Below are 20,328 nucleotides of genomic sequence, written 5' to 3'. Positions count from 1 at the left end.
AACTTAAGTGACGTCTTAATCTGTCTTCTAATATCATTGAAGTATATCCAATATAAAATTGATTCAGATTATTTGAGTTGAGTATATAAACAAAAAACATAATGCATAAAATAACAAAGCCTTCTTGTTTAAGAAGGCTTTAGTCGGGGTGGCAGGATTCGAACCTGCGGCCTCCTGCTCCCAAAGCAGGCGCGATAACCGGGCTACGCTACACCCCGAAGGTTATCTTTTTTGTTGCATTAAAATTTTAGTCGGGGTGGCAGGATTCGAACCTGCGGCCTCCTGCTCCCAAAGCAGGCGCGATAACCGGGCTACGCTACACCCCGAATAATCTTTCATTGCGGTGCAAATTTAGATAAAAAAATGGTTTATCAAACATAAACAGCTAAAAAAATAAAAAAAAATATTTAGTATAAATTCAATTGATTATATAATAGATATTTAAACTACAACTTTCTTTTATATCCATATATAAATATATATTTTTGTGGTTCTTAAAATAAATTCGAAAAATGTCAACAACTATAGAAACAATAAAATGCTTAATTATAGGTTCGGGTCCTGCAGGTTACACAGCAGCAATTTATGCAGCGCGTGCTAATATGAACCCGGTTCTGTATCAAGGTATGCAACCTGGTGGACAGTTAACTACTACAAATGAGGTTGAAAACTTTCCGGGATATCCGGATGGTGTTACAGGTCCGGAAATGATGATGCAGTTGCAAGCGCAGGCAAAACGATTTGGTACTGATGTACGCGATGGATTTGCTACAAAAGTTGATTTATCGGGCGAAATTAAAAAAGTATGGATTAACGATACAATTGAAATTCACGCTAAAACAGTAATTATATCAACTGGCGCAACGGCTAAATATTTAGGGTTACCTTCAGAACAACACTATTTACAAATGGGTGGTGGTGTATCGGCTTGTGCGGTTTGCGATGGTTTTTTCTATCGTAATCAAGAGGTTATTATTGTTGGTGCAGGAGATTCTGCTTGTGAAGAAGCACATTACTTATCGCATTTATGTAAAAAAGTTACCATGTTGGTTAGATCAGAAAAATTCCGTGCGTCAAAAATCATGGAAGATCGCGTTAAAAATACACCAAACATTGAAATTTTAATGAGTACCGAAATTGATGAGGTTTTAGGTGACGGACAAATAGTAAATGGGGTGCGTGTAGTGAATAACGTTACCGGCGAGAAAAAAGAAGTAGCTGTTACGGGAGTTTTCGTGGCAATTGGTCATAAACCAAATACCGATATTTTCGCAGGTCAGTTAACTATGGACGAAACCGGATATTTAATCACCGAAGGTAAAACATCTAAAACAAATATGCCGGGTGTTTTTGCTTGTGGCGATGTGCAAGATAAAGATTACCGCCAAGCAATTACGGCTGCAGGTTCAGGCTGTATCGCCGCTTTAGATGCCGAACGTTACCTAGCAAGTTTAAGTTAATCTATTTTAATACAGAGCGGCTTCGGTCGCTTTTTTTTATGTTAAGAGTTCAATCTATTTCGTTTTCTTATGAAGACAAAGAAGTTTTATCGCAAATTAGTTTTTCTGTTCTAAAAGGTCAAAGTATTGCACTTATTGGCGAAAGTGGTAGTGGAAAATCTACACTGATAAAAGCTTTATATGGTTTATTAAACTTAACCGAGGGGAAAATATTTTGGAAAGCAGATCAAGTTTTAGGACCAGCTTACCATTTAGTACCCGGAATGGATAAAATGAAGTATTTGGCACAAGATTTTGATTTAATGCCTTTTGTTTCGGTTGCTGAAAATGTGGGAAGGTTTTTATCGAATTTTTATCTGAAAGAAAAAGCAAATCGCGTAAATGAGTTGCTAACTTTGGTTGGAATGAACGAGTTTGCAAATGTTAAAGCTAAGTTTTTAAGTGGTGGGCAAATGCAAAGAGTAGCCTTGGCAAAAGTTTTAGCGTTAGAGCCTGAATTACTTTTGTTAGATGAACCTTTTTCTCATATCGATCATCATCAAAAAAGTAAATTAAGCCAACATGTGTTTCAATATTGTAAATCAAAAGGAATTACAATAATTTACACTTCGCATACACCCGAAGAAATTTTAATGTTTTCAGACGAAGTTATTGTAATGAAAGATGGGCAAATTGTAACTAAAGAAACACCACAGCATATTTATGAACTTCCGTCAAGTGAATACATTGCGCAGTTAACGGGTGAAGTAAATTTAATTCCCGTTCGCTATTTAAGTATTCAAAATGATGAAGTGCTTTTAATTAGACCGCATCAATTTTTTATATCAAGTGAAGGCTACCAAGCCGAAATTATTTCGTGTTATTACAGTGGCAGGGTATATTTATTAAAAGCTAAATTTCAAGATATTATTCTAACCATAGAATCGCGTGAGCCTTTAAAAGGAATTATAAAATTTCAAATTAGATAAAAAAAAGTCAACTCAGCGAGTTGACTTTTTAGTTTCATATACTACTTTTTCAAGTGTTTATCTAAAAACTGTTCTTGTTCCCAAAGTAGGTGTAAAATATTTTCTTTAGCAACATAACTGTGACTTTCTTTTGGCAAAATAACCATACGTACCGGTGCGCCCAAACCTTTTAAAGCCTGAAAATAACGTTCGGTTTGTAAGGTAAAAGTTCCCGGATTGTTATCTGCTTCACCGTGAACCAACAACATTGGTGTTTTCATTTTTTCGGCATTCATAAAAGGCGACATGGTGTTGTAAACATTAGGAACTTCCCAATAATTACGTTGTTCTCTTTGAAAACCAAACGGAGTTAACGTTCTGTTGTAAGCACCCGAACGTGCAATTCCACAAGCAAATAAATTAGTATGTGCCAATAAATTCGCTGTCATAAATGCCCCGTACGAATGTCCGCCAACACCCACACGTGTTCTGTCAATATATCCTAAATTATCAACCGCATCAATCGCAGCTTCGGCATTCATTGCCAATTGTTCAATAAAGGTATCATTTGGTTCTTGCGTTCCTTCACCAATAATTGGGAAAGCAGCATCGTCTAAAACAGCGTAACCTTTAGCAGCCCAGTAAACAAACGATCCGTAATAAGGAAACGTAAATTCGTTAGGATTTGCAGACGATTGTCCTGCACTGTTTTTATCTTTATATTCTGCAGGATACGCCCAAATTAACAAAGGCAGTTTTTTTGATGGATTTTTTTTGTTGAAACCAGCCGGTAAATATAACGTTCCAGATAGTTCAACACCGTCTTTACGTTTGTATTTAATCACTTCTTTATGAACATCTTTAATACTTTCGAACGGATTCTTGTTAAACGTAATTTGCTTTAAATCTTTTTTAGATTTGATGTTGCGGAAGTAATAGTTTGGATAATCTGTTTTAGATTGAATATTTACCAGAACATCACCTTTTTTAATATCGATGATTTCAGAAATTGATTCAATACGATCTGTAAGGTTTGATTGATACAATCGGTTTGTTTTTAAAGTAGCCAAATCAAATTCATCAATAAAAGGAAATTGCCCGTCTTTAGTATGACCATCGCCAATTAAATACATTTTAGTTCCTTCTTTCTGTAAAGTATATCTGCCCCATTTATTCTTTTTAGTCTGAAAATTACCTGGGTCACTGTAAATATCTTGCGAATTTCGATCCCAAATTACCTTTAATTCAGATTTTGTAGATGGATTAAGTAAATACGTTTTAATATTTCGTGTATCATACCATTGGTCATAAACAATTGCAGTTTCATCATCACCCCACGTAATTCCAGCAAAACGTTGTGTTGTTTTAGTTAATAGTTCTGGTTGGGTTGTAAATGGTGCGTCCCAAGTGTATAAAGCATCGCGGTGTGTAACCGTTTTAGCAGGGTCACCACCATCTAAAGCTTCAACAAAAAATAAACTAGCAGGTTTGTCACTTCTCCAACTCATGCTGCGTTTGCCTTCGCGAACTGCCATAAATCCCTTTGGCATTATTTCGCTTAAAGCTACATCGTTCACTAGCTTAACTTCTTTCCCTTCTGCGGTATAAGCTATTGTTTTCATTGGGAAACGGCTTAACGGAACCAAATACGAAAACGGTTTTTGTAGGGTTGTTAGTAAAATGTAGTTTCCGTCTGGTGAAAATGTTTCCCCACCATACAAATCGGCTTTTTTAAACAGTTTTTTATTTCCGTTTAAATCAATTGTGTATAATTCTGATGTAACAATGGTTTCAAAATTAGTTTCGTCGGTTTTGTTTTTCAACAAATCTTGATAGGTTCTATTTTGCGATACCACACCTTCTTCGGCAGTAGAAACAATAGGTCCGGTTGGTATGGCTTTAGCAGCATCAATCAAAGGTTTTCTGTTTTCAGGAATAACCTTAATTAATAATTCATTACTGTTTTTATACCAAGTGATTGGGTTGCCTAAATTGGCATTTAAAATAGCATTGGTTAATTTTGTAGCCATAGCAGTTTGTAAATCTAAAACCCACAATTCGTTACCCGTTGCTGTAGTATTTGTGAAAGCCAATTTGGTTTCATTAGGTGCCCAAGTTAAATTGCTTATTAATGCATTTACAGGTAAACCTTTAACTATTGTCTCGGTTTTATCGTTTGTTTTTTTTATTTTGATATTGTTGATGAACGATGCCGTACTTGAAATATTTGTTGTTGGATTAATACGTAACCCACCTAATCGCAATTCGTCTTGATTTAGCTCATCTAAACTTTTATAAGTATTTCGATAAGATAAAACCATCCATTCTTTGTTAGAATTCATTGAAACCGTGGGTGCACGATCATAATCTGCAAGCTGTAAAATTTCTTTTGATGGTTTTTGATACGAAATATTTTCTTGTGCAGTCATAGGCGCTGTAGCTAATACTAATGCTAAAAGTGTTTGCTTTATTTTTTTCATGTTATATTGAGTTTCAACAAAAATAACTATTTAAAACTTAAAATTAATGAAGCGTAGTGTTTTAAAAAATATAAGTAAATTTGTTTATTATATAAAAGAACAAATATGTATCATTCTAAAATAACCGGTTTAGGTTTTTATGTACCTGAAAATGTGGTAACCAATGAAGATTTATCTAAATTAATGGATACTAATGATGAATGGATTCAGGAACGTACCGGTATAAAAGAACGTCGCCATGTTGTTTTACCTGAAGATACCACTTCGGGTATGGCATTAAAGGCTTCTAAAGTTGCTATAGATCGAGCTAAAATAGATAAAAACGATATTGATTTTATTGTTTTTGCAACATTAAGTCCTGATTATTACTTTCCAGGACCTGGCGTAACATTACAAAAAGAATTAGGAATAAAAACAGTTGGAGCGTTAGATATTCGCAATCAATGTTCAGGCTTTATTTACGCATTATCGGTTGCCGATCAGTTTATAAAAACCGGAATGTATAAAAATATTTTGGTTGTAGGATCTGAAGTGCATTCTAAAGGTTTAGATATGACAACTCGTGGACGTGGTGTTTCGGTGATTTTTGGCGATGGAGCAGGAGCAGTGATCTTAAGCAGAACCGAAGATTTATCGAAAGGAATTTTATCTACCCATTTACATTCAGAAGGGGAACATGCCGAAGAATTAGCTTTAATTGCACCCGGAATGGGTAAACGTTGGGTTACAGATATCATTAAAGAAAATAATCCAGACGATGAATCGTACTACCCAAACATGAATGGGCAATTTGTATTTAAAAATGCTGTGGTTCGATTTTCTGAAGTGATAAATGAAGGCTTGCAAGCAAATAATTTGCAGGTGGCAGATATCAATATGTTAATCCCTCACCAAGCAAATTTTAGAATATCACAATTCATTCAGCAAAAGTTTAAACTAACCGATAATCAGGTGTATAACAACATTATGAAATACGGTAATACAACCGCGGCATCGGTACCAATTGCATTAACAGAAGCATGGGAAAATGGAAAGATTAACGAAGGTGATTTAGTAGTGCTTGCAGCCTTTGGAAGTGGTTTTACATGGGCAAGTGCAATAATTCGTTGGTAAAAAACTTGTAGTTTAGATTTGTTCTTAGTAAATTAGGAATAAAAAAGAAAAAGCTATGAAAGGTCAAAAAGTAGAAAACTCAGGGCAGGCACAACTGTTCAAAAACTCGTTTTTAGAATTCTTAACCAAAGGTCATCCTTTGTTAAGTTGGGGTATTCATTTGCCTCTTTTAATCTATTGTTTTTACTACGGGTATGTAAAACATAATATACCTTTATTAATTATGTTTAGTATTTCGATATTTGCCTTGTTTTTTTGGACCTTTTTTGAATACATAGCACATCGTTACATTTTTCATTTAATAAGTGAAAAAGAAAGCATGCAGAAATTTGCCTACATAATGCACGGCAACCACCACCATTACCCTAAAGATAGAACACGGTTGTTTATGCCACCTGTACCTAGTTTAATAATAGCTGGTGCATTACTAGGGATTCAATTATTGATTTTAGGAAAATATGCTTTTGCTTTTTACCCGGGGTTTATGTTAGGTTGGTTAATGTATGCGTCTATGCATTATTTAATACACGCTATTGAACCACCTTTTAAGTTTTTGCAGCCAATTTGGCGTAATCACCATTTGCATCACTACCGTAACGATAATTTAGGTTTTGGTGTTAGTAATACTATTTGGGATAAAGTATTTGGAACAACATTCGATTTTAAAAAACACCGAATAGATAAAAGAAAATCTAAAGAATTAATGTTTGATAAAGAAACAAAAAGCGAAACCATTTAAGGTTTCGCTTTTTATGTTTTAAATTAAATGTGCGTTACTTTTAATTTATTAATAAGGTTTTTGTGCAAATTGTACTTTTATATTATTACTGTCTAAATAACCTGCGCGTCTTGCTTGAACTTGTACAGTAGCAATTGTGGTATGTTTGTACTTGTTACCTATAATCCTTACTCCATCAACGTAATAAACAGCGTCTGTAATAGTGTTTGATTCGTTTTTAGTTGTAAATGTAACTTCCATACCTATTGGGCTGTAATACATATCTTTATCTTTGTCGTAGCTTCCTGTTGAAGTAATCGTCAATTGCTTTTCAACATTTGGATTTGGATTTGGAACAGGAACTTCCATTACAGTATCATCTTCAGAACAAGATGTAAAACCTAATGATAAGCTCGTTATTGCGATAAAGAAAAATATCTTTTTCATCTTAAATATTTTAATGTTAGTTGTTTAATATTGTAAATAATGCTATAAAAATACAAAAAAAAATTATTTATCAAACAATTTGTCTTGTTTTATATTTTAATTTAAAATTATCGAATTTAAAATCCTTCAATAACAATTTTAAATCATAATAAAATTCATGTTATCTTTTAGGAAGTAATTGATCTAACATTACTTTAAAGTTTGAATCGTCTGGGAACGGAAAAGTATTGTTAACTATTTTTCCTTCGGGATCAATCAAAATAAAACGTGGAATAGAATTTAATCTGTAAAAATCAGTTAAAGCTTTTTGATTTTTTGCAAATAACTGCACCACATTTTTATCGTTTAATTTCACCTTTTTGCGCCAAGCGGTTTCTTTTTGATCTATACTTAACGAAATAAACACTACGTCGCCGCGTTTGTTGTATTCAATAGCATGCTTTTCAAAATAATCAGCCTGATAAATACAAGGTCCGCACCAACTTGCCCAAAAATCTAAAACAACAAATTTACCTTTGTAATCTTCTAGTGCTTTTGGTTGATTGTCCGTAGTTATTGCTTCAAAAGTCAGAGCCACACTACCTGTTGTTAAGCGTTTTTTATCTTGGATAAATTTAGAATAGTAAGCATATGTTCGCTGGTCTTTTATTAGTGGAAGAAACAAAGCTTCGTATCTGTTGATCTCATTTAAATCGTTCACATTTGGTAGTTTGTCATCTAAAATAATTTTTGCCAATTGCGTTTCCAAAGTTGGATTTTTCAAACGATCCAGACCGTTTTTGTATTTTGTTAAAATATCTTCATCCGAAGTATCTTTGCTTAACAATTCGTAAATTTTAAAACGATAATACGCTGCGTTTTCTGCTTTTGCTATAAAATCTTCGTTTGGTTTAAAATCAATATTTAAAACATCTTGAATGCTTTTATTTTTATATTCGTTTTTAGGATTAGATCTGGCTAAGGCATCCTTATATTGCATCCAAATTAAATTGTATTTGTAATATAGTTCGTTCTTAATTATCTCGGTATAATCATCTCTAATCACATAATTGTCGCTTGTATGGAAACTTTTTAATGTTTTTAAATCTTCTTTATAGTTTCTTTTCAAGAGAAAAATAATGGTTTCTGCATTGTCTTCACTTCCTTGATCGGCTAATTTTTTAATATAATCAACATCGTCGCCAAGTTCCACATTTAAAGCGTTTTCTGCTAAACGAGTTCCTAAAATTTTAAAAGATTGATCTTTTGTTTCATCGGGAAACTGAATTTCTACCACATCATTTTTAGAAAACAAAACAGCTGATTGCATTTCTCCTTTAGCACTCCACCAAGCCAAACGGTATTTTTTCAAGGGAAAATCGTTTTTAATTACCTTTTGGAAATGGTTGTTTTTTACTTCAATGGTTTGTAGCGTATCGTTCATCGTTCCATCTAAAAGATAAATTGTGCTGATCATAGCATTTTCTGGAACGCTGCCTTTTATCACAGTTTCATTGCTTTGTATCATTTGTGTTGGATGGTTCACATATAAAAACAAGCCAAACAAAAGCAGTGCAGGTGCAGCGTAATTTATAAGAATAGTGTTTTTGTTGTTCAACCATTTTTTGTTTTTAAAAACATACCAAAACGTAATTATCAATAGAATAATTGTGGTTGCTATGATACTTAAATACTCGTTATAGGTAAGCCAATAACCCAAATCGCTCGATGCTTTTAAACTGTTTTCTAGTATTGTGGTGGGAAACCATTTTGGCAACAATTTCATTCCGTTTAGTATAGGTGCAACAAGTAAAGCACCAACGCCAACAATTATTGATATAAAAAGATTAGAAAACCGAACCGATACTGCATAAATTATTGCCAACAAAAAACCTGTTCCCAATGATAAACTTATGGTTTTCTTTAGTAAAAACAGCCATTGTATATCTAAAATATGTAGCTCTGTTTTTGGGGAAATTAAATAGGTAAATGTAGCTGATGCTACAACGCCTAGCATAAAAATCACAATACTGTAAATACAAATTTGGTATGCTTTAATAAATTTAGCATTTAGTAAAACAGCTCGGTTTACAGGTTGTGTTTCTATTAATTGCCAAGTGTTGTTTTTGTGTTCTAACTGTGTCATTCTAGACGCGGTTACAATGATAATTAACGGATAAAACAATCCTATAAAAGGTAAAATAAGTAGATTGTAAGTGTCGAAAAAGATATAAATAGGATCGGTCGCTTCTGCTTTTTCAGTAAAATAGCTGTAAATACTTACTCCCATACTGATTAAAAACGGAATTGCAGCTAAAATAAACGCTGTGGTACGAATACCCGAGTGTTTAAGTTTTATATTTTCGGCTGTGAAAGCTTTAAAAAATTTCATCATAGTGTTTTTATTTGTTTTGTTAAATCAATAAACCATTCTTCTAATCCGCCTTGTGGTTGAATTTTATAAACCGATATATTTTGCTGCGTTAAAAAATTTACAAACACCGGAATTTCTTCTTTGCTTGAAAATTTAAGCTGTAATTCGTTTGTATTTATCTGAACACAATCGGGATATTGTTGTTGGATAAGATTTAAATGTTGATCTAAATTTCCGACTTCAACCAAAATAGAAGCATGACTGTTTTTAGCTTTTAATTCGCTCATTGTACCTTGAAACTGAAGAATACCGTTGTACAAAATGCCAACATGGGTACATAGTTTTTCTACTTCGGCTAAAATATGGCTCGATATAAAAATAGTAATGCCTTTTTCACGATTCAGTTTTTGAAGCAACAGACGCATTTCTATGATTCCCTGCGGATCCAATCCGTTTACCGGTTCATCTAAAATCAATAATTTAGGATCGTTAATCAAAGCCATTGCAATGCTTAACCTTTGCTTCATTCCTAACGAATATTTTTTAGATTTGATGTTCTTCGCATGATCTAATCCAACCAAATCTAACACTTCGTTAAATTTAGATTCGTCGGTATCTTGAAGATTTGCAACAAATTTTAAATGCTCTAAACCGGTTAAATGTGCATACAAAGTAGGGGTTTCAATAATACAGCCAATTTGTGAGAAGGCGAAAGGAAGTTGTTCTTCTAACGGTTTTCCGAATAAAGAAATTTCTCCCGGATTTTGCTCACCCAACAACCCAGTTATCAGTCGAATAGTAGTTGATTTTCCTGCGCCGTTTGGTCCTAAAAAACCGTAGATGCTTTTTTCTGGAACTTGTATGGAAACTTTATCTAATAGTTTGTGATTTTTGTTGAACTGAAAACTCAGTTCATGTGTTTCTATGATCATTTTTAATGAATTTGGTTATGTACGAAAATAATATTTTTTAACAGAATAAAAAAACCGACTGAATTTTCATTCAATCGGTTCATGTTTTTAAAAGAAGCCACCAGAATTTTGAACTTCGTTTTTGTCACGGTTTTTACGTTGTAAAGCTCGGTTTTTACCACTACCAAACATATATTGAAAACCTACAAATAACGATTGACTTTCCCAAGTAAATGTTCCTGTTTGTCTGTATGGTGCATCGCCTTCAAAACTGGCTTTCATTGTATTAAAAATATCGTTAAAACGTACACTTAAATTTGCGCTGTTTTCCCAAAAACTGTAACGTAAACCGGCATCAATTTTATACATGGCTTTCATGGTACCATTTACACCCACGGCATCACCACGGTAAAAACCAAATAACGACGCTCGGAATTGGTTGGTAATTTTAAAGTTGTTGTTTAAACGGCTGTTAAATACGCCGTTGTCTACTTCACGTTCTTGCAATTCACCTTCATTAGTAGCTGGGTTTAAAACCGTAACAATTCCTCGTTGGTTTCTATAATAATATTCAATACTTGGTTGCACATCCCACCATTTGGTAAGTTTGTAGTTCGCAGATAATTCTGCACCGTAAGCTGTGGCTTCGTCAAAATTATCATAACTCATTACCATTTTCTTTTCGGCAATGGCTTGAGGTGAAGAAGTATCTAAATAAAAAGTTCTCTCAATAGGGTCGTTCACCATACGGTAATAAGTACCAAGCGTAGCACTTCCTTTTACACCAAATATTTTGGTATAATTAAACTCTACCGAGTTTGTAAATTGCGGTTGTAATTTTGGGTTACCAATTTGTACCACACGTGGCGTACTGTAATCGCGTATTGGTCTTGTTTGCCAAACATTCGGGCGGTCTACACGACGGCTTGCACTAATTTGGAAAAAATCAGTCTGAGTAGGAGTATAGCTTAAAAATGCTGACGGATATATCGTTAAATAATCGTCTTTAAATGTAGCGGGTGTAGATCCTATAATGTAATTTGCATTTACATCGTACTTCTCTAAACGCGCGCCAATTTGATAGCCCCATTTATCAAATTTAGATCCAAAAGTTGCATAAGCCGACGCAATATCAACATTATAATCAAAGCTAGCTGGGTTACCTAAAGTGTTTGTTGTGCGGTAGGTATTGTCTATACCTGTTGAACGATATTCGGCACCAACTTCTAACTTCGATTTTTCATTAAAAGGATGAACATAATCTAAATTCGCCTGAACCGCATCTACCGTATTATCACTAAAATCGTTATATGGATTTGCACCATTACCTGCAATTCCAAAATTACCAGCCTGGTCGTTATCTGTTTTGCTGTAGTTTACTTCAAAATCTAACGTTTGTCCTGGTTTAGTGAATAGTTTTTTATAAGCAGCATTGTAAATTTGTGATTCATTTGATCCATCGTATTGATCGGTTTGTAAAAACAAAGGTGCATTTGGGTAAGATATTGTATTAGCAACTGTTCCTACGCCATCAGAATACGTTTGATTAGTGTAAAACGAAAAGGTATTTTTATCGTTTGCATAAATATCGAACCCAACTTTAAACGTATGCGTTTTGTTATCATTAACGATATCAAAAATTTGCTGACTGTTATCATCTAACTGCGTCATTATACCGCCATTGAAGGTTTTTTGGTCAGAATAATTATAGTTTCCAAAAAAGTTGACTTTCCCTTTGCGGTAATTTAAATCTACACCTTGGTTGAATTTTGGCACCTTAGCAAATGTTATGTTTCCATTATAACTTCCGTTAAAACCATCTTGCATGTTTTTCTTCAACACAAAATTAATCATTCCTGACATGCCTTCCGGATTGTATTTTGCAGACGGATTGGTAATCAATTCAATTTTATCGATCGAATTAGAAGGAATCTGCTTTAACAACGTTTTCGGATCTAAATGCGTAGGTTTTCCATCAATTAAAACACGAACGTTTTCGTTTCCACGCATAGAAATGTTTCCATCCTGATCTACGTTTACCGATGGTATGTTGTTCATAATATCTGCTGCCGATGCACCTGCGGTAGATAAATCTTTCCCTACACGGATCACTTTTCTGTCAACCAGCTGTTCCATAGTGCTGCGTTCTGCATTAATCACAACAGCATCTAAAATCTCCTCGTCAACTTCTAATGAAATCATTCCAAGATCAATTGTTTTTTCTTTAGATAAATCAATCGTATTCTTGTACGTTTTAAAGCCGATATATTCTACCGAAACTTCCACTTGAGAATTTGGAAGATTGGTAATAGTGAACGATCCGTCTTCATCAGTCAAATCGCCCGAAATAATTTGTCCGTTTGTAGAAATAGCTACCGATGCAAAACCAACCGCATTTTTGGTCGATTTTTCGGAAACTTTTCCTTTCACGATTCCGTTACCTGCCGCCGGTTGCTGTGCCCATGAGCTAACCGATACAGCCAAAAGCAACGATAGAATTAAGTACTTCTTTTTCATTTTTATCTTTATTTTGTATGATTTTTTAAGAGAACTATAAAGTTCCCATTAATAATTATTGTTTGATGAATTAGTGTGCAGTTGATTTAAAATGTTACACCGAAATAAAAAAAATATACATTGTGTTTTAGTAAATTAAAAGCCACCGAAAAGTTTTATCTTTGCAGCTTAATTAAAAAATTTAAAACAATGTCTTTACAAGAAATTTTAACGCCGTACATTAAGCAAGCAGTTCAACAATTGTTCGATTTAACAATCGACCGAGTGGAATTTCAGGCTACGCGCAGGGATTTTGAAGGAGACGTTACAATGGTGGTTTTTCCGTTGGTGAAACAATTAAAGGGACCCGAGGCAATGCCGAACGGAGCGAAGCTAAATCCTGCCGAAATTGGAAACAAAATAGGCGAGTACCTTGTAGAAAATGTTGATTTGGTTACAAAATTCAATGTAGTTCAAGGGTTTTTAAATATTGTTATTAGTGATAGTTATTACAGCCAGTTTTTTAATGCTATTTTAGACAATAAAACATTCGGATACCAATCAACCAACACCGATGCAAAAGCGGTAATGGTAGAATATGCGTCACCAAACACCAACAAACCTTTGCATTTAGGGCATGTTCGTAATGTGCTTTTAGGTTATTCTGTAGCCGAAATTTTAAAAGTAGCCGGTAAAAAAGTATATAAAACACAGGTTATTAACGATCGTGGAATTCATATTTGTAAGTCGATGTTAGCTTGGGAAAAATTCGGAAACAACGAAACACCAGAGTCAACAGGTTTAAAAGGCGATAAGCTGGTTGGTAATTATTATGTTGCTTTTGAAAATGAATTAAGAAAGCAGGCAAAATCTATTAATGAGAGTTTCTTAAACGGAGATTTTTCATTAGATAAAACTAACAATTCTCAGAAATTAAGTACGTTGGTTTCTGAAATCAATAAGCTGAAAGGTATACTTTCATCAGAACTTGAAAAATTAAATATTGATCAGATTGTTGTATTGAAACAACAACTTGGTGAGGAATTAAAAGAAGCAATTCAAACTTCGAATTCATTATCAAAAGTGTTTTCGAGCTTTAAAAAAGAAGCTTCTGATGATCAATTAAAGGAAAAATCGTTCAAAGAAGTTGAAGCGTTATTGAAACCGGTTATTTCGGTAGAAGATAAAATTTCTAATATTACTTCAGAAGTGAATGAAATTGCGCGTAACAGTACCGATGCTATTCAGGAAGCAAAAGAAATGCTTCGTAAATGGGAAGCAGGCGATGAGCAAGTTGTTGCACTTTGGGAAAAGATGAACAGTTGGGTTTATGCTGGTTTCGAGGCGACTTATAAAAACATTGGCGTAGATTTCGATTGTAATTATTACGAAAGCAATACTTATTTGTTAGGTAAAGATGTGGTTGAAGAAGGTTTGGCAAAAGGAATTTTCTATAAAAAAGAAGATAATTCGGTTTGGATTGATTTAACTCCATATGGTTTAGACGAAAAATTAGTGTTGCGATCAGACGGAACTTCGGTTTATATGACACAAGATATTGGAACGGCAATTCAGCGTGTAAAAGATTTTCCTGATGTTGGCGGAATGGTTTACACCGTTGGTAACGAGCAGGATTATCACTTTAAAGTTTTGTTCCTGATCCTTAAAAAACTGGGTTACGATTGGGCAGAACATCTGTATCATTTATCGTACGGAATGGTTGATTTACCTTCGGGAAAAATGAAATCGCGTGAAGGAACCGTTGTTGACGCCGATGATTTAATGAGCGATATGACGGTGACTGCCAAAGAAATTTCGGAAGAATTAGGTAAGTTAGACAGATTATCGACAGAAGAAAAAGACAGTTTGTATAATATCATTGGTTTAGGCGCTTTGAAATATTACATTTTAAAGGTAGATCCTAAAAAACGTATTTTGTTCGATCCAAAAGAATCGGTAGATTTTGCAGGAAACACAGGTCCGTTTATTCAGTACACCTATGCACGTATTCAGTCTATTTTACGTAAAGCAGATTTTGATTATACAAATTATTATATTACAGATAATTCTAATGAAATTCAATCAAATTTTTTGGTGAATTTATTTTTTAATGAGGAAGGTAAATCAATTGATACTAAAATATTGAAATTAGAAAAAAATAATTTTGATAGTACGTATGTAATTGATAAAAATGATGATAATTTTAAAATATTGAAATTTGATGTAGGAGATTTGAAGAATGATAGCAGTTCGATTATTGAATGTAGAAATAATTTTGATTTGTTTACAAGTCAATTGAAATTCTATAAAATTCAAGAATTACACGAAAAAGAAAAAGAGTTAATTAAGAATTTAGCTCAGTTTCCAGAAGTCATTCAGCAAGCAGCAAAGACATACAGTCCTGCATTAATTGCTAATTACACGTACGATTTAGTTAAAGAATACAACTCGTTTTATCAATCGGTTTCTATTTTAGGAGAAGAAGATCACAACAAAAAAGTATTCCGTGTACAATTATCAGACAAAGTAGGGCAAACCATTAAAAATGCCTTTGCTTTATTGGGAGTTGATGTTCCGAATAGAATGTAAAATATAAAATGCCGTTCGTAAGAGCGGCATTTTTTTAGTAGATACTTGTCACTTCGATCGGAGTCGAGAAGTCTTTTGTCCTAAATTTTTACTATTTTTAGAATTCTAAAGAAAGGAAATATTTATGAAATGGACTTATTTAATTTTGAATTGGCTTTCTGTTTTGATAGGCTCTCCTTTACTGATAGCATTTGTAATATTCATTATCGGTAGTATAAAAGTTGATATTGTACACGGGATAGATGTTGCTGGAACTTGGGTTGGGATAACTATTTTTTATTTTATTTTTTTCTATTTCAAAATTATACCATTTTTAATTCTTTATATCATAACTTATCTGATTTTTAGAAAAGTCTTATATAGTACGATGTTAGTTAAGGCTATTTTAATGATGATTTTGCTTGTTGGAATATTCATTAATTTTTATCAGTTTTATGATGATAAGGGTTTTATACTTATAAGTTTAGGTTATTATCTGCCAGTAATTGCTTTGGGAGTATTTATAGAGTTAAAAGATGATAAAAAGTTTTTTGGAATATAGTTCTTACTTTCTTAATAAACATCTTTAGGTAAGAAAAACTAACACATAACATCTAACAAACAAAATCTAAAATTATTGTATATTTGCCCTTTAGTTATAATATCAAAAGTATGTTCGATAATTTAAGCGATAAATTAGACAAAGCCTTTCATATATTAAAAGGTCACGGAAAAATTACAGAAGTTAACGTTGCCGAGACTTTAAAAGAAGTGCGTCGCGCGTTGTTAGATGCCGATGTGAACTTTAAAATTGCCAAAGATTTTACCAATAAAGTAAAAGAAAAAGCAATTGGTCAAGACGTTTTAACAACGTTACAACCCGGACAGTTAATGGTTAAAATCGTTAAAGACGAATTAATTGAATTAATGGGTGGCGATGCTGTTGGGGTAAATCTTTCGGGAAATCCAACGGTAATTTTAATGTCGGGTTTACAAGGTTCTGGTAAAACAACTTTTTCCGGAAAACTGGCAAACTTTCTAAAAACTAAAAAAACAAAGAAGCCGTTATTGGTTGCCTGTGATATTTACCGTCCGGCGGCAATTAACCAGTTGCATGTTGTGGGAGATCAAATTGGTGTTGAGGTTTATTCTGAACCAGAAAACAAAAATGCGGTTTCTATTGCAACAAACGCAATTGATTATGCTAAGAAAAACGGGTTCAACGTTGTAATTGTCGATACTGCCGGTCGTTTGGCGATTGATGAAGAAATGATGAACGAAATTGCAAACGTTCACGCGGCTATTAAACCACACGAAACCTTGTTTGTTGTAGATTCTATGACAGGGCAAGATGCTGTAAATACTGCAAAAGCTTTTAATGATCGTTTAAATTTTGATGGAGTTATTTTAACAAAATTAGACGGTGATACGCGTGGTGGAGCTGCAATTTCTATTAAATCGATCGTAAACAAACCAATTAAATTTATTGGTACAGGTGAAAAGATGGATGCAATTGATGTATTCTATCCAGATCGTATGGCAGATCGTATTTTGGGAATGGGTGACGTTATTTCGTTGGTAGAACGCGCACAAGAACAGTATGATGAAGAAGAAGCAAGAAAACTTCAAAAGAAAATTGCTAAAAACGAATTTGGTTTCGATGATTTCTTAAGTCAGATCCAGCAGGTAAAAAAAATGGGATCCATGAAAGATCTTATGGGAATGATTCCTGGAGTTGGTAAAGCTATGAAAGATGTAGAGATTGAAGACGATGCTTTTAAACATATTGAAGCTATTATCCACTCAATGACTCCGGTTGAACGTAAAAAACCAGCGTTATTAGATGCCAAACGTAAATTGCGTATTGCAAAAGGATCAGGAACCGATATTCAGCAAGTAAACCAATTGTTGAAACAGTTCGATCAAATGAGTAAAATGATGAAGATGATGCAAGGTGCACAAGGTAAAAACCTAATGCGCATGATGGGGCAGATGAAAGGTATGGGAATGAAATAGCTTTTAAGTAAGATAAAACAAAACAACTACAAACAATAACAACAATGCAATTATTAGACGGTAAAAAAGTATCGGAAGAAATTAAATACGAAATAGCTGCCGAAGTAACTAAAATTAAAGAACGTGGTGAAAAAGTTCCGCATTTGGCGGCAGTTTTAGTAGGAAGCAATGGCGCAAGTTTAACTTATGTAGGTAGTAAAGTAAAAACCTGCGAAAAAATTGGTTTTGATTCTACATTGGTTTCGTTACCAGAAGAAACTACAGAAGAAGAATTGTTGGCAAAGATCAACGAATTAAATACCAACGATGATATTGATGGATTTATCGTTCAACTGCCTCTACCAAAACATATCGATGAGCAAAAGGTTTTAAATGCGGTTGATCCAGATAAAGATGTAGATGGTTTTCACCCAGAAAACTTCGGACGTATGGCATTGGAATTAGAATCGTTTATTCCTGCCACACCTTTCGGAATTTTACAGTTATTAGAACGCAACAAAATTGAAACTAAAGGTAAAAATGTGGTTGTAATTGGTCGATCAAATATTGTTGGTAAACCAATGAGTTTGTTAATGAGTCGTAAAGCTTATCCGGGAAATGCAACCGTTACTTTAACGCATTCTGCAACACAAAACATTGAAGCTATTACTCGTGAAGCCGATATTGTAATTACAGCTTTGGGAGTTCCAGAATTTTTGAAAGCAGAAATGATTAAAGAAGGAGCCGTGATTGTAGATGTGGGAATTACCCGTGTTGCCGATGAAACTAATGCAAAAGGTTATGTAATTAAAGGCGATGTTGCTTTTAACGAAGTTGCCGAAAAAGCATCGTGGATAACACCAGTTCCAGGTGGTGTTGGTCCTATGACTATTGCTATGTTAATGAAAAATACGCTGATTGCAAGAGAACGCAGAGCAAAGAAGAATAAATAAATTAAAATAATTCATATTACTAAAAACCATCTCATTTGCGAGATGGTTTTTTTGTGCGTATTTTTAATCAATTTTAAAACCAAAATATGTACACTACAATAAGCCAGCAACAGACAGAAATACTTAAAAAATTATCCAAGAAAAACAACATCTTAAGTTATAGTAGAATTGTTTTGCTTTTGGGGACAATTTATTTTCTGTATTTAATGATGTACCAGAAAAATCATTTGTACGGATTTGTTTCGCTGGCGTTCATTATTGTATTTATAATTGTTGTAAACATTTATTTAAAGGTACAGTCAAAAGTTGCCTATCATAAAACGTTGAAGCAGATAAACACCGATGAAATTTCTTTTTTAGAAGGAAATCATCAGTTTAATAACGGTGTAGAATATCAAAATCCACAACATGCTTTTTCGTATGATTTAGATTTGTTTGGATCTAATTCAATCTTTCAGTTTACAAATCGTACCGGAACTTTTTTAGGAAAAGATGCATTAGCAAAAAGCTTACAGGAAATTCCCACAGAAGCATCGATCCTAAAAAAACAAGAAGCTGTGAAAGAACTTTCAGAAAAATTAAACTTCCGTCAGCACTTTCAAACCTTATCATTATTAGCAGGAACCACCGAAAAAGAAGATCTAGCAATAAAAAAATGGACAGAAACTATATCTGAAAAACCAAAAGCTTTTATGCAGTTTTTCGCCATTTTAATACCTGTACTTTTGCTGATTTCAATCGTTGGATCGAAGTTTGACTGGCATCCCGTTTTTGCAAAATTAGCCGTGTTTTTCTTCACGATGAATTTATTATTGATTGGATATTTTAGTCAGCATATTTTGAAAGAAATTGGTAAAAGTGATCGAATAGCCAACAGTTTACAGCAATATTCAAAAATGCTTCATGCGTTTGAAACCGAAAAATTTCAATCGGTTTATTTAAACGATCTTCAGTCTAAATTGCAATCCAACCAAAAAACGGCTTTCCAAATTGTTACAAACCTTGCAAATTGCTTTGAAAAACTGAATACCATTGCCAATTTGTTTGTCTTTATTGCGTTAAACGGAACTTTTCAGTATCATTTTTGGGTGTATAAAAAGTTGTTGAAATGGAAAGAAAATCATCAGCAAGATTTATGGCAGTTTATGGAAATTATTGGCGAAATAGAAGCCTTGAACAGTTTGGCGAATTTTGCTTACAACAATCCAGAATATCAGTATCCAACAATTGCATCAAACCAAATTACAATGGAGGATTTAGGACATCCGCTGATTTCAAAAGATAAAAGAATGAGAAATACGATTGATTTTAGCCAGAAACGATTTGTGATTTTAACAGGAAGCAATATGAGTGGGAAAAGTACTTTTTTGCGTACTGTTGGAATTAATTTAGTGTTAAGTTACGCCGGAGCACCAATTGATGCCAAACAAGCAGTAGTTTATCCGCTGCCTTTGTGGGTTTCTATGCGATTAACAGATTCGTTGTCTGATAGCGAATCGTTCTTTTTTGCCGAAGTAAAACGTCTAAAGCAAATCGTTACCGAAGCCGAAAAACAGCCCATTTTTGTGTTGTTAGACGAGATTTTAAAAGGAACAAATTCAGACGATAAAAAAACGGGAACGGTTGGTGTTATTGAAAAACTACATAATTTGAAGGTTACCGGAATGATTGCTACCCATGATTTAGAAGTTTGTAAAACCACAGAGCATCATTTGGAAACTATGGAAAACAAGTGTTTTGAAGTTGAAATTATCAATAACGAACTCCATTTTGATTACAGACTGAAAAATGGCATCTGTCAGAATAAGAATGCTACGTTCATAATGAAAAAAATGGAAATTATTTAGTACATGCCATTTGTCAATAATCTTCTTTGTTATATTTGCG

At 33.7% G+C, this 20,328-nt stretch carries 15 protein-coding genes and 2 tRNA genes; 9 read left to right on the top strand and 8 right to left on the bottom strand.

The genetic code is table 11. From position 1 onward, the window contains the following. The 3 genes from EG242_RS10960 to EG242_RS10950 all read right to left on the bottom strand — a co-directional run. Positions 1 to 100 (bottom strand): GIY-YIG nuclease family protein (locus EG242_RS10960; RefSeq protein WP_158608864.1); only part of this gene is annotated, 100 nt, incomplete at its 3' end. A gap of 43 nt (positions 101 to 143) precedes the next feature. Continuing rightward, positions 144 to 218 (bottom strand) — tRNA-Pro (locus EG242_RS10955). Positions 219 to 251: 33 nt separating this feature from the next. After that, positions 252 to 326 (bottom strand) — tRNA-Pro (locus EG242_RS10950). Between the two features lie 186 nt (positions 327 to 512). Here EG242_RS10950 and trxB point away from each other — a divergent pair. Together trxB and EG242_RS10940 are read left to right on the top strand one after the other, a co-directional pair. Continuing rightward, entirely contained in the window at positions 513 to 1,460 is a 948-nt protein-coding gene (gene trxB / locus EG242_RS10945) for a thioredoxin-disulfide reductase (RefSeq protein ID WP_124899916.1), read from the top strand. Between the two features lie 38 nt (positions 1,461 to 1,498). Then, positions 1,499 to 2,428 (top strand): ABC transporter ATP-binding protein, encoded by a 930-nt coding sequence (locus tag EG242_RS10940; RefSeq protein WP_124899915.1) that lies wholly within the window; start codon positions 1,499 to 1,501, stop codon positions 2,426 to 2,428. Positions 2,429 to 2,469: 41 nt separating this feature from the next. Here the strand turns inward: EG242_RS10940 and EG242_RS10935 are convergent, their stop codons facing one another. Next, a complete protein-coding gene (locus EG242_RS10935) occupies positions 2,470 to 4,887 on the bottom strand; it encodes an alpha/beta hydrolase family protein (protein WP_124899914.1) in 2,418 nt (805 codons plus the stop codon). A 105-nt stretch (positions 4,888 to 4,992) separates the two neighbouring features. Here EG242_RS10935 and EG242_RS10930 point away from each other — a divergent pair, with 105 nt between their 5' ends. Together EG242_RS10930 and EG242_RS10925 are read left to right on the top strand one after the other, a co-directional pair. After that, positions 4,993 to 6,000, top strand: coding sequence for a 3-oxoacyl-ACP synthase III family protein (locus EG242_RS10930; protein WP_124899913.1), 1,008 nt, complete (start codon positions 4,993 to 4,995; stop codon positions 5,998 to 6,000). Positions 6,001 to 6,055: 55 nt separating this feature from the next. Beyond that, on the top strand, positions 6,056 to 6,739 hold the full coding sequence (locus tag EG242_RS10925; protein WP_124899912.1) for a sterol desaturase family protein: 684 nt from the start codon (positions 6,056 to 6,058) through the stop codon (positions 6,737 to 6,739). 48 nt (positions 6,740 to 6,787) lie between these two features. Here EG242_RS10925 and EG242_RS10920 read toward each other — a convergent pair whose 3' ends face one another. The 4 genes from EG242_RS10920 to EG242_RS10905 all read right to left on the bottom strand — a co-directional run bounded on the left by EG242_RS10920 (position 6,788) and on the right by EG242_RS10905 (position 12,946). Next, positions 6,788 to 7,165 carry a hypothetical protein gene (locus EG242_RS10920; RefSeq protein ID WP_124899911.1) on the bottom strand — a complete coding sequence of 126 codons (378 nt, stop codon included), beginning with the start codon at positions 7,163 to 7,165 and terminating at the stop codon, positions 6,788 to 6,790. Positions 7,166 to 7,325: 160 nt separating this feature from the next. Then, on the bottom strand, positions 7,326 to 9,539 hold the full coding sequence (locus EG242_RS10915; RefSeq protein ID WP_124899910.1) for a redoxin family protein: 2,214 nt from the start codon (positions 9,537 to 9,539) through the stop codon (positions 7,326 to 7,328). Further along, positions 9,536 to 10,450, bottom strand: coding sequence for an ABC transporter ATP-binding protein (locus EG242_RS10910; protein ID WP_124899909.1), 915 nt, complete (start codon positions 10,448 to 10,450; stop codon positions 9,536 to 9,538). The genes EG242_RS10915 and EG242_RS10910 overlap by 4 nt, the downstream gene beginning before the upstream one ends. A gap of 87 nt (positions 10,451 to 10,537) precedes the next feature. Next, positions 10,538 to 12,946 carry an outer membrane beta-barrel family protein gene (locus tag EG242_RS10905; RefSeq protein ID WP_124899908.1) on the bottom strand — a complete coding sequence of 803 codons (2,409 nt, stop codon included), beginning with the start codon at positions 12,944 to 12,946 and terminating at the stop codon, positions 10,538 to 10,540. A gap of 189 nt (positions 12,947 to 13,135) precedes the next feature. Between EG242_RS10905 and EG242_RS10900 the strand changes: the two genes are divergently transcribed. The 5 genes from EG242_RS10900 (at position 13,136) to EG242_RS10875 (ending at position 20,288) form a co-directional block, all read left to right on the top strand. Beyond that, the gene (locus EG242_RS10900) at positions 13,136 to 15,514 is read left to right on the top strand and encodes an arginine--tRNA ligase (RefSeq protein WP_235831900.1); all 2,379 of its coding nucleotides are present in this window, start codon (positions 13,136 to 13,138) and stop codon (positions 15,512 to 15,514) included. Between the two features lie 124 nt (positions 15,515 to 15,638). Next, positions 15,639 to 16,055 carry a hypothetical protein gene (locus EG242_RS10890; RefSeq protein ID WP_124899907.1) on the top strand — a complete coding sequence of 139 codons (417 nt, stop codon included), beginning with the start codon at positions 15,639 to 15,641 and terminating at the stop codon, positions 16,053 to 16,055. 110 nt (positions 16,056 to 16,165) lie between these two features. Then, entirely contained in the window at positions 16,166 to 17,509 is a 1,344-nt protein-coding gene (gene ffh / locus EG242_RS10885) for a signal recognition particle protein (protein WP_124899906.1), read from the top strand. Between the two features lie 44 nt (positions 17,510 to 17,553). Then, positions 17,554 to 18,441 carry a bifunctional 5,10-methylenetetrahydrofolate dehydrogenase/5,10-methenyltetrahydrofolate cyclohydrolase gene (locus tag EG242_RS10880; protein WP_124899905.1) on the top strand — a complete coding sequence of 296 codons (888 nt, stop codon included), beginning with the start codon at positions 17,554 to 17,556 and terminating at the stop codon, positions 18,439 to 18,441. Between the two features lie 86 nt (positions 18,442 to 18,527). After that, the gene (locus EG242_RS10875; RefSeq protein ID WP_124899904.1) at positions 18,528 to 20,288 is read left to right on the top strand and encodes a MutS-related protein; all 1,761 of its coding nucleotides are present in this window, start codon (positions 18,528 to 18,530) and stop codon (positions 20,286 to 20,288) included. Positions 20,289 to 20,328 lie beyond the last annotated feature (40 nt).

The organism is Paenimyroides viscosum, assembly GCF_003858535.1.
Taxonomy (GTDB): Bacteria; Bacteroidota; Bacteroidia; order Flavobacteriales; family Flavobacteriaceae; genus Flavobacterium; species Flavobacterium viscosum.
Note: the sequence above shows the minus strand (reverse complement) of the source record. Positions and strands in the feature narration are given on the sequence as shown.

Coding starts and splice junctions, on each gene's coding strand:
- trxB (WP_124899916.1), top strand. CDS start 513: ATGTCAACAACTATAGAAACAATAAAATGCTTAATTATAGGTTCGGGT.
- EG242_RS10940 (WP_124899915.1), top strand. CDS start 1,499: ATGTTAAGAGTTCAATCTATTTCGTTTTCTTATGAAGACAAAGAAGTT.
- EG242_RS10935 (WP_124899914.1), bottom strand. CDS start 4,887: ATGAAAAAAATAAAGCAAACACTTTTAGCATTAGTATTAGCTACAGCG.
- EG242_RS10930 (WP_124899913.1), top strand. CDS start 4,993: ATGTATCATTCTAAAATAACCGGTTTAGGTTTTTATGTACCTGAAAAT.
- EG242_RS10925 (WP_124899912.1), top strand. CDS start 6,056: ATGAAAGGTCAAAAAGTAGAAAACTCAGGGCAGGCACAACTGTTCAAA.
- EG242_RS10920 (WP_124899911.1), bottom strand. CDS start 7,165: ATGAAAAAGATATTTTTCTTTATCGCAATAACGAGCTTATCATTAGGT.
- EG242_RS10915 (WP_124899910.1), bottom strand. CDS start 9,539: ATGATGAAATTTTTTAAAGCTTTCACAGCCGAAAATATAAAACTTAAA.
- EG242_RS10910 (WP_124899909.1), bottom strand. CDS start 10,450: ATGATCATAGAAACACATGAACTGAGTTTTCAGTTCAACAAAAATCAC.
- EG242_RS10905 (WP_124899908.1), bottom strand. CDS start 12,946: ATGAAAAAGAAGTACTTAATTCTATCGTTGCTTTTGGCTGTATCGGTT.
- EG242_RS10900 (WP_235831900.1), top strand. CDS start 13,136: ATGTCTTTACAAGAAATTTTAACGCCGTACATTAAGCAAGCAGTTCAA.
- EG242_RS10890 (WP_124899907.1), top strand. CDS start 15,639: ATGAAATGGACTTATTTAATTTTGAATTGGCTTTCTGTTTTGATAGGC.
- ffh (WP_124899906.1), top strand. CDS start 16,166: ATGTTCGATAATTTAAGCGATAAATTAGACAAAGCCTTTCATATATTA.
- EG242_RS10880 (WP_124899905.1), top strand. CDS start 17,554: ATGCAATTATTAGACGGTAAAAAAGTATCGGAAGAAATTAAATACGAA.
- EG242_RS10875 (WP_124899904.1), top strand. CDS start 18,528: ATGTACACTACAATAAGCCAGCAACAGACAGAAATACTTAAAAAATTA.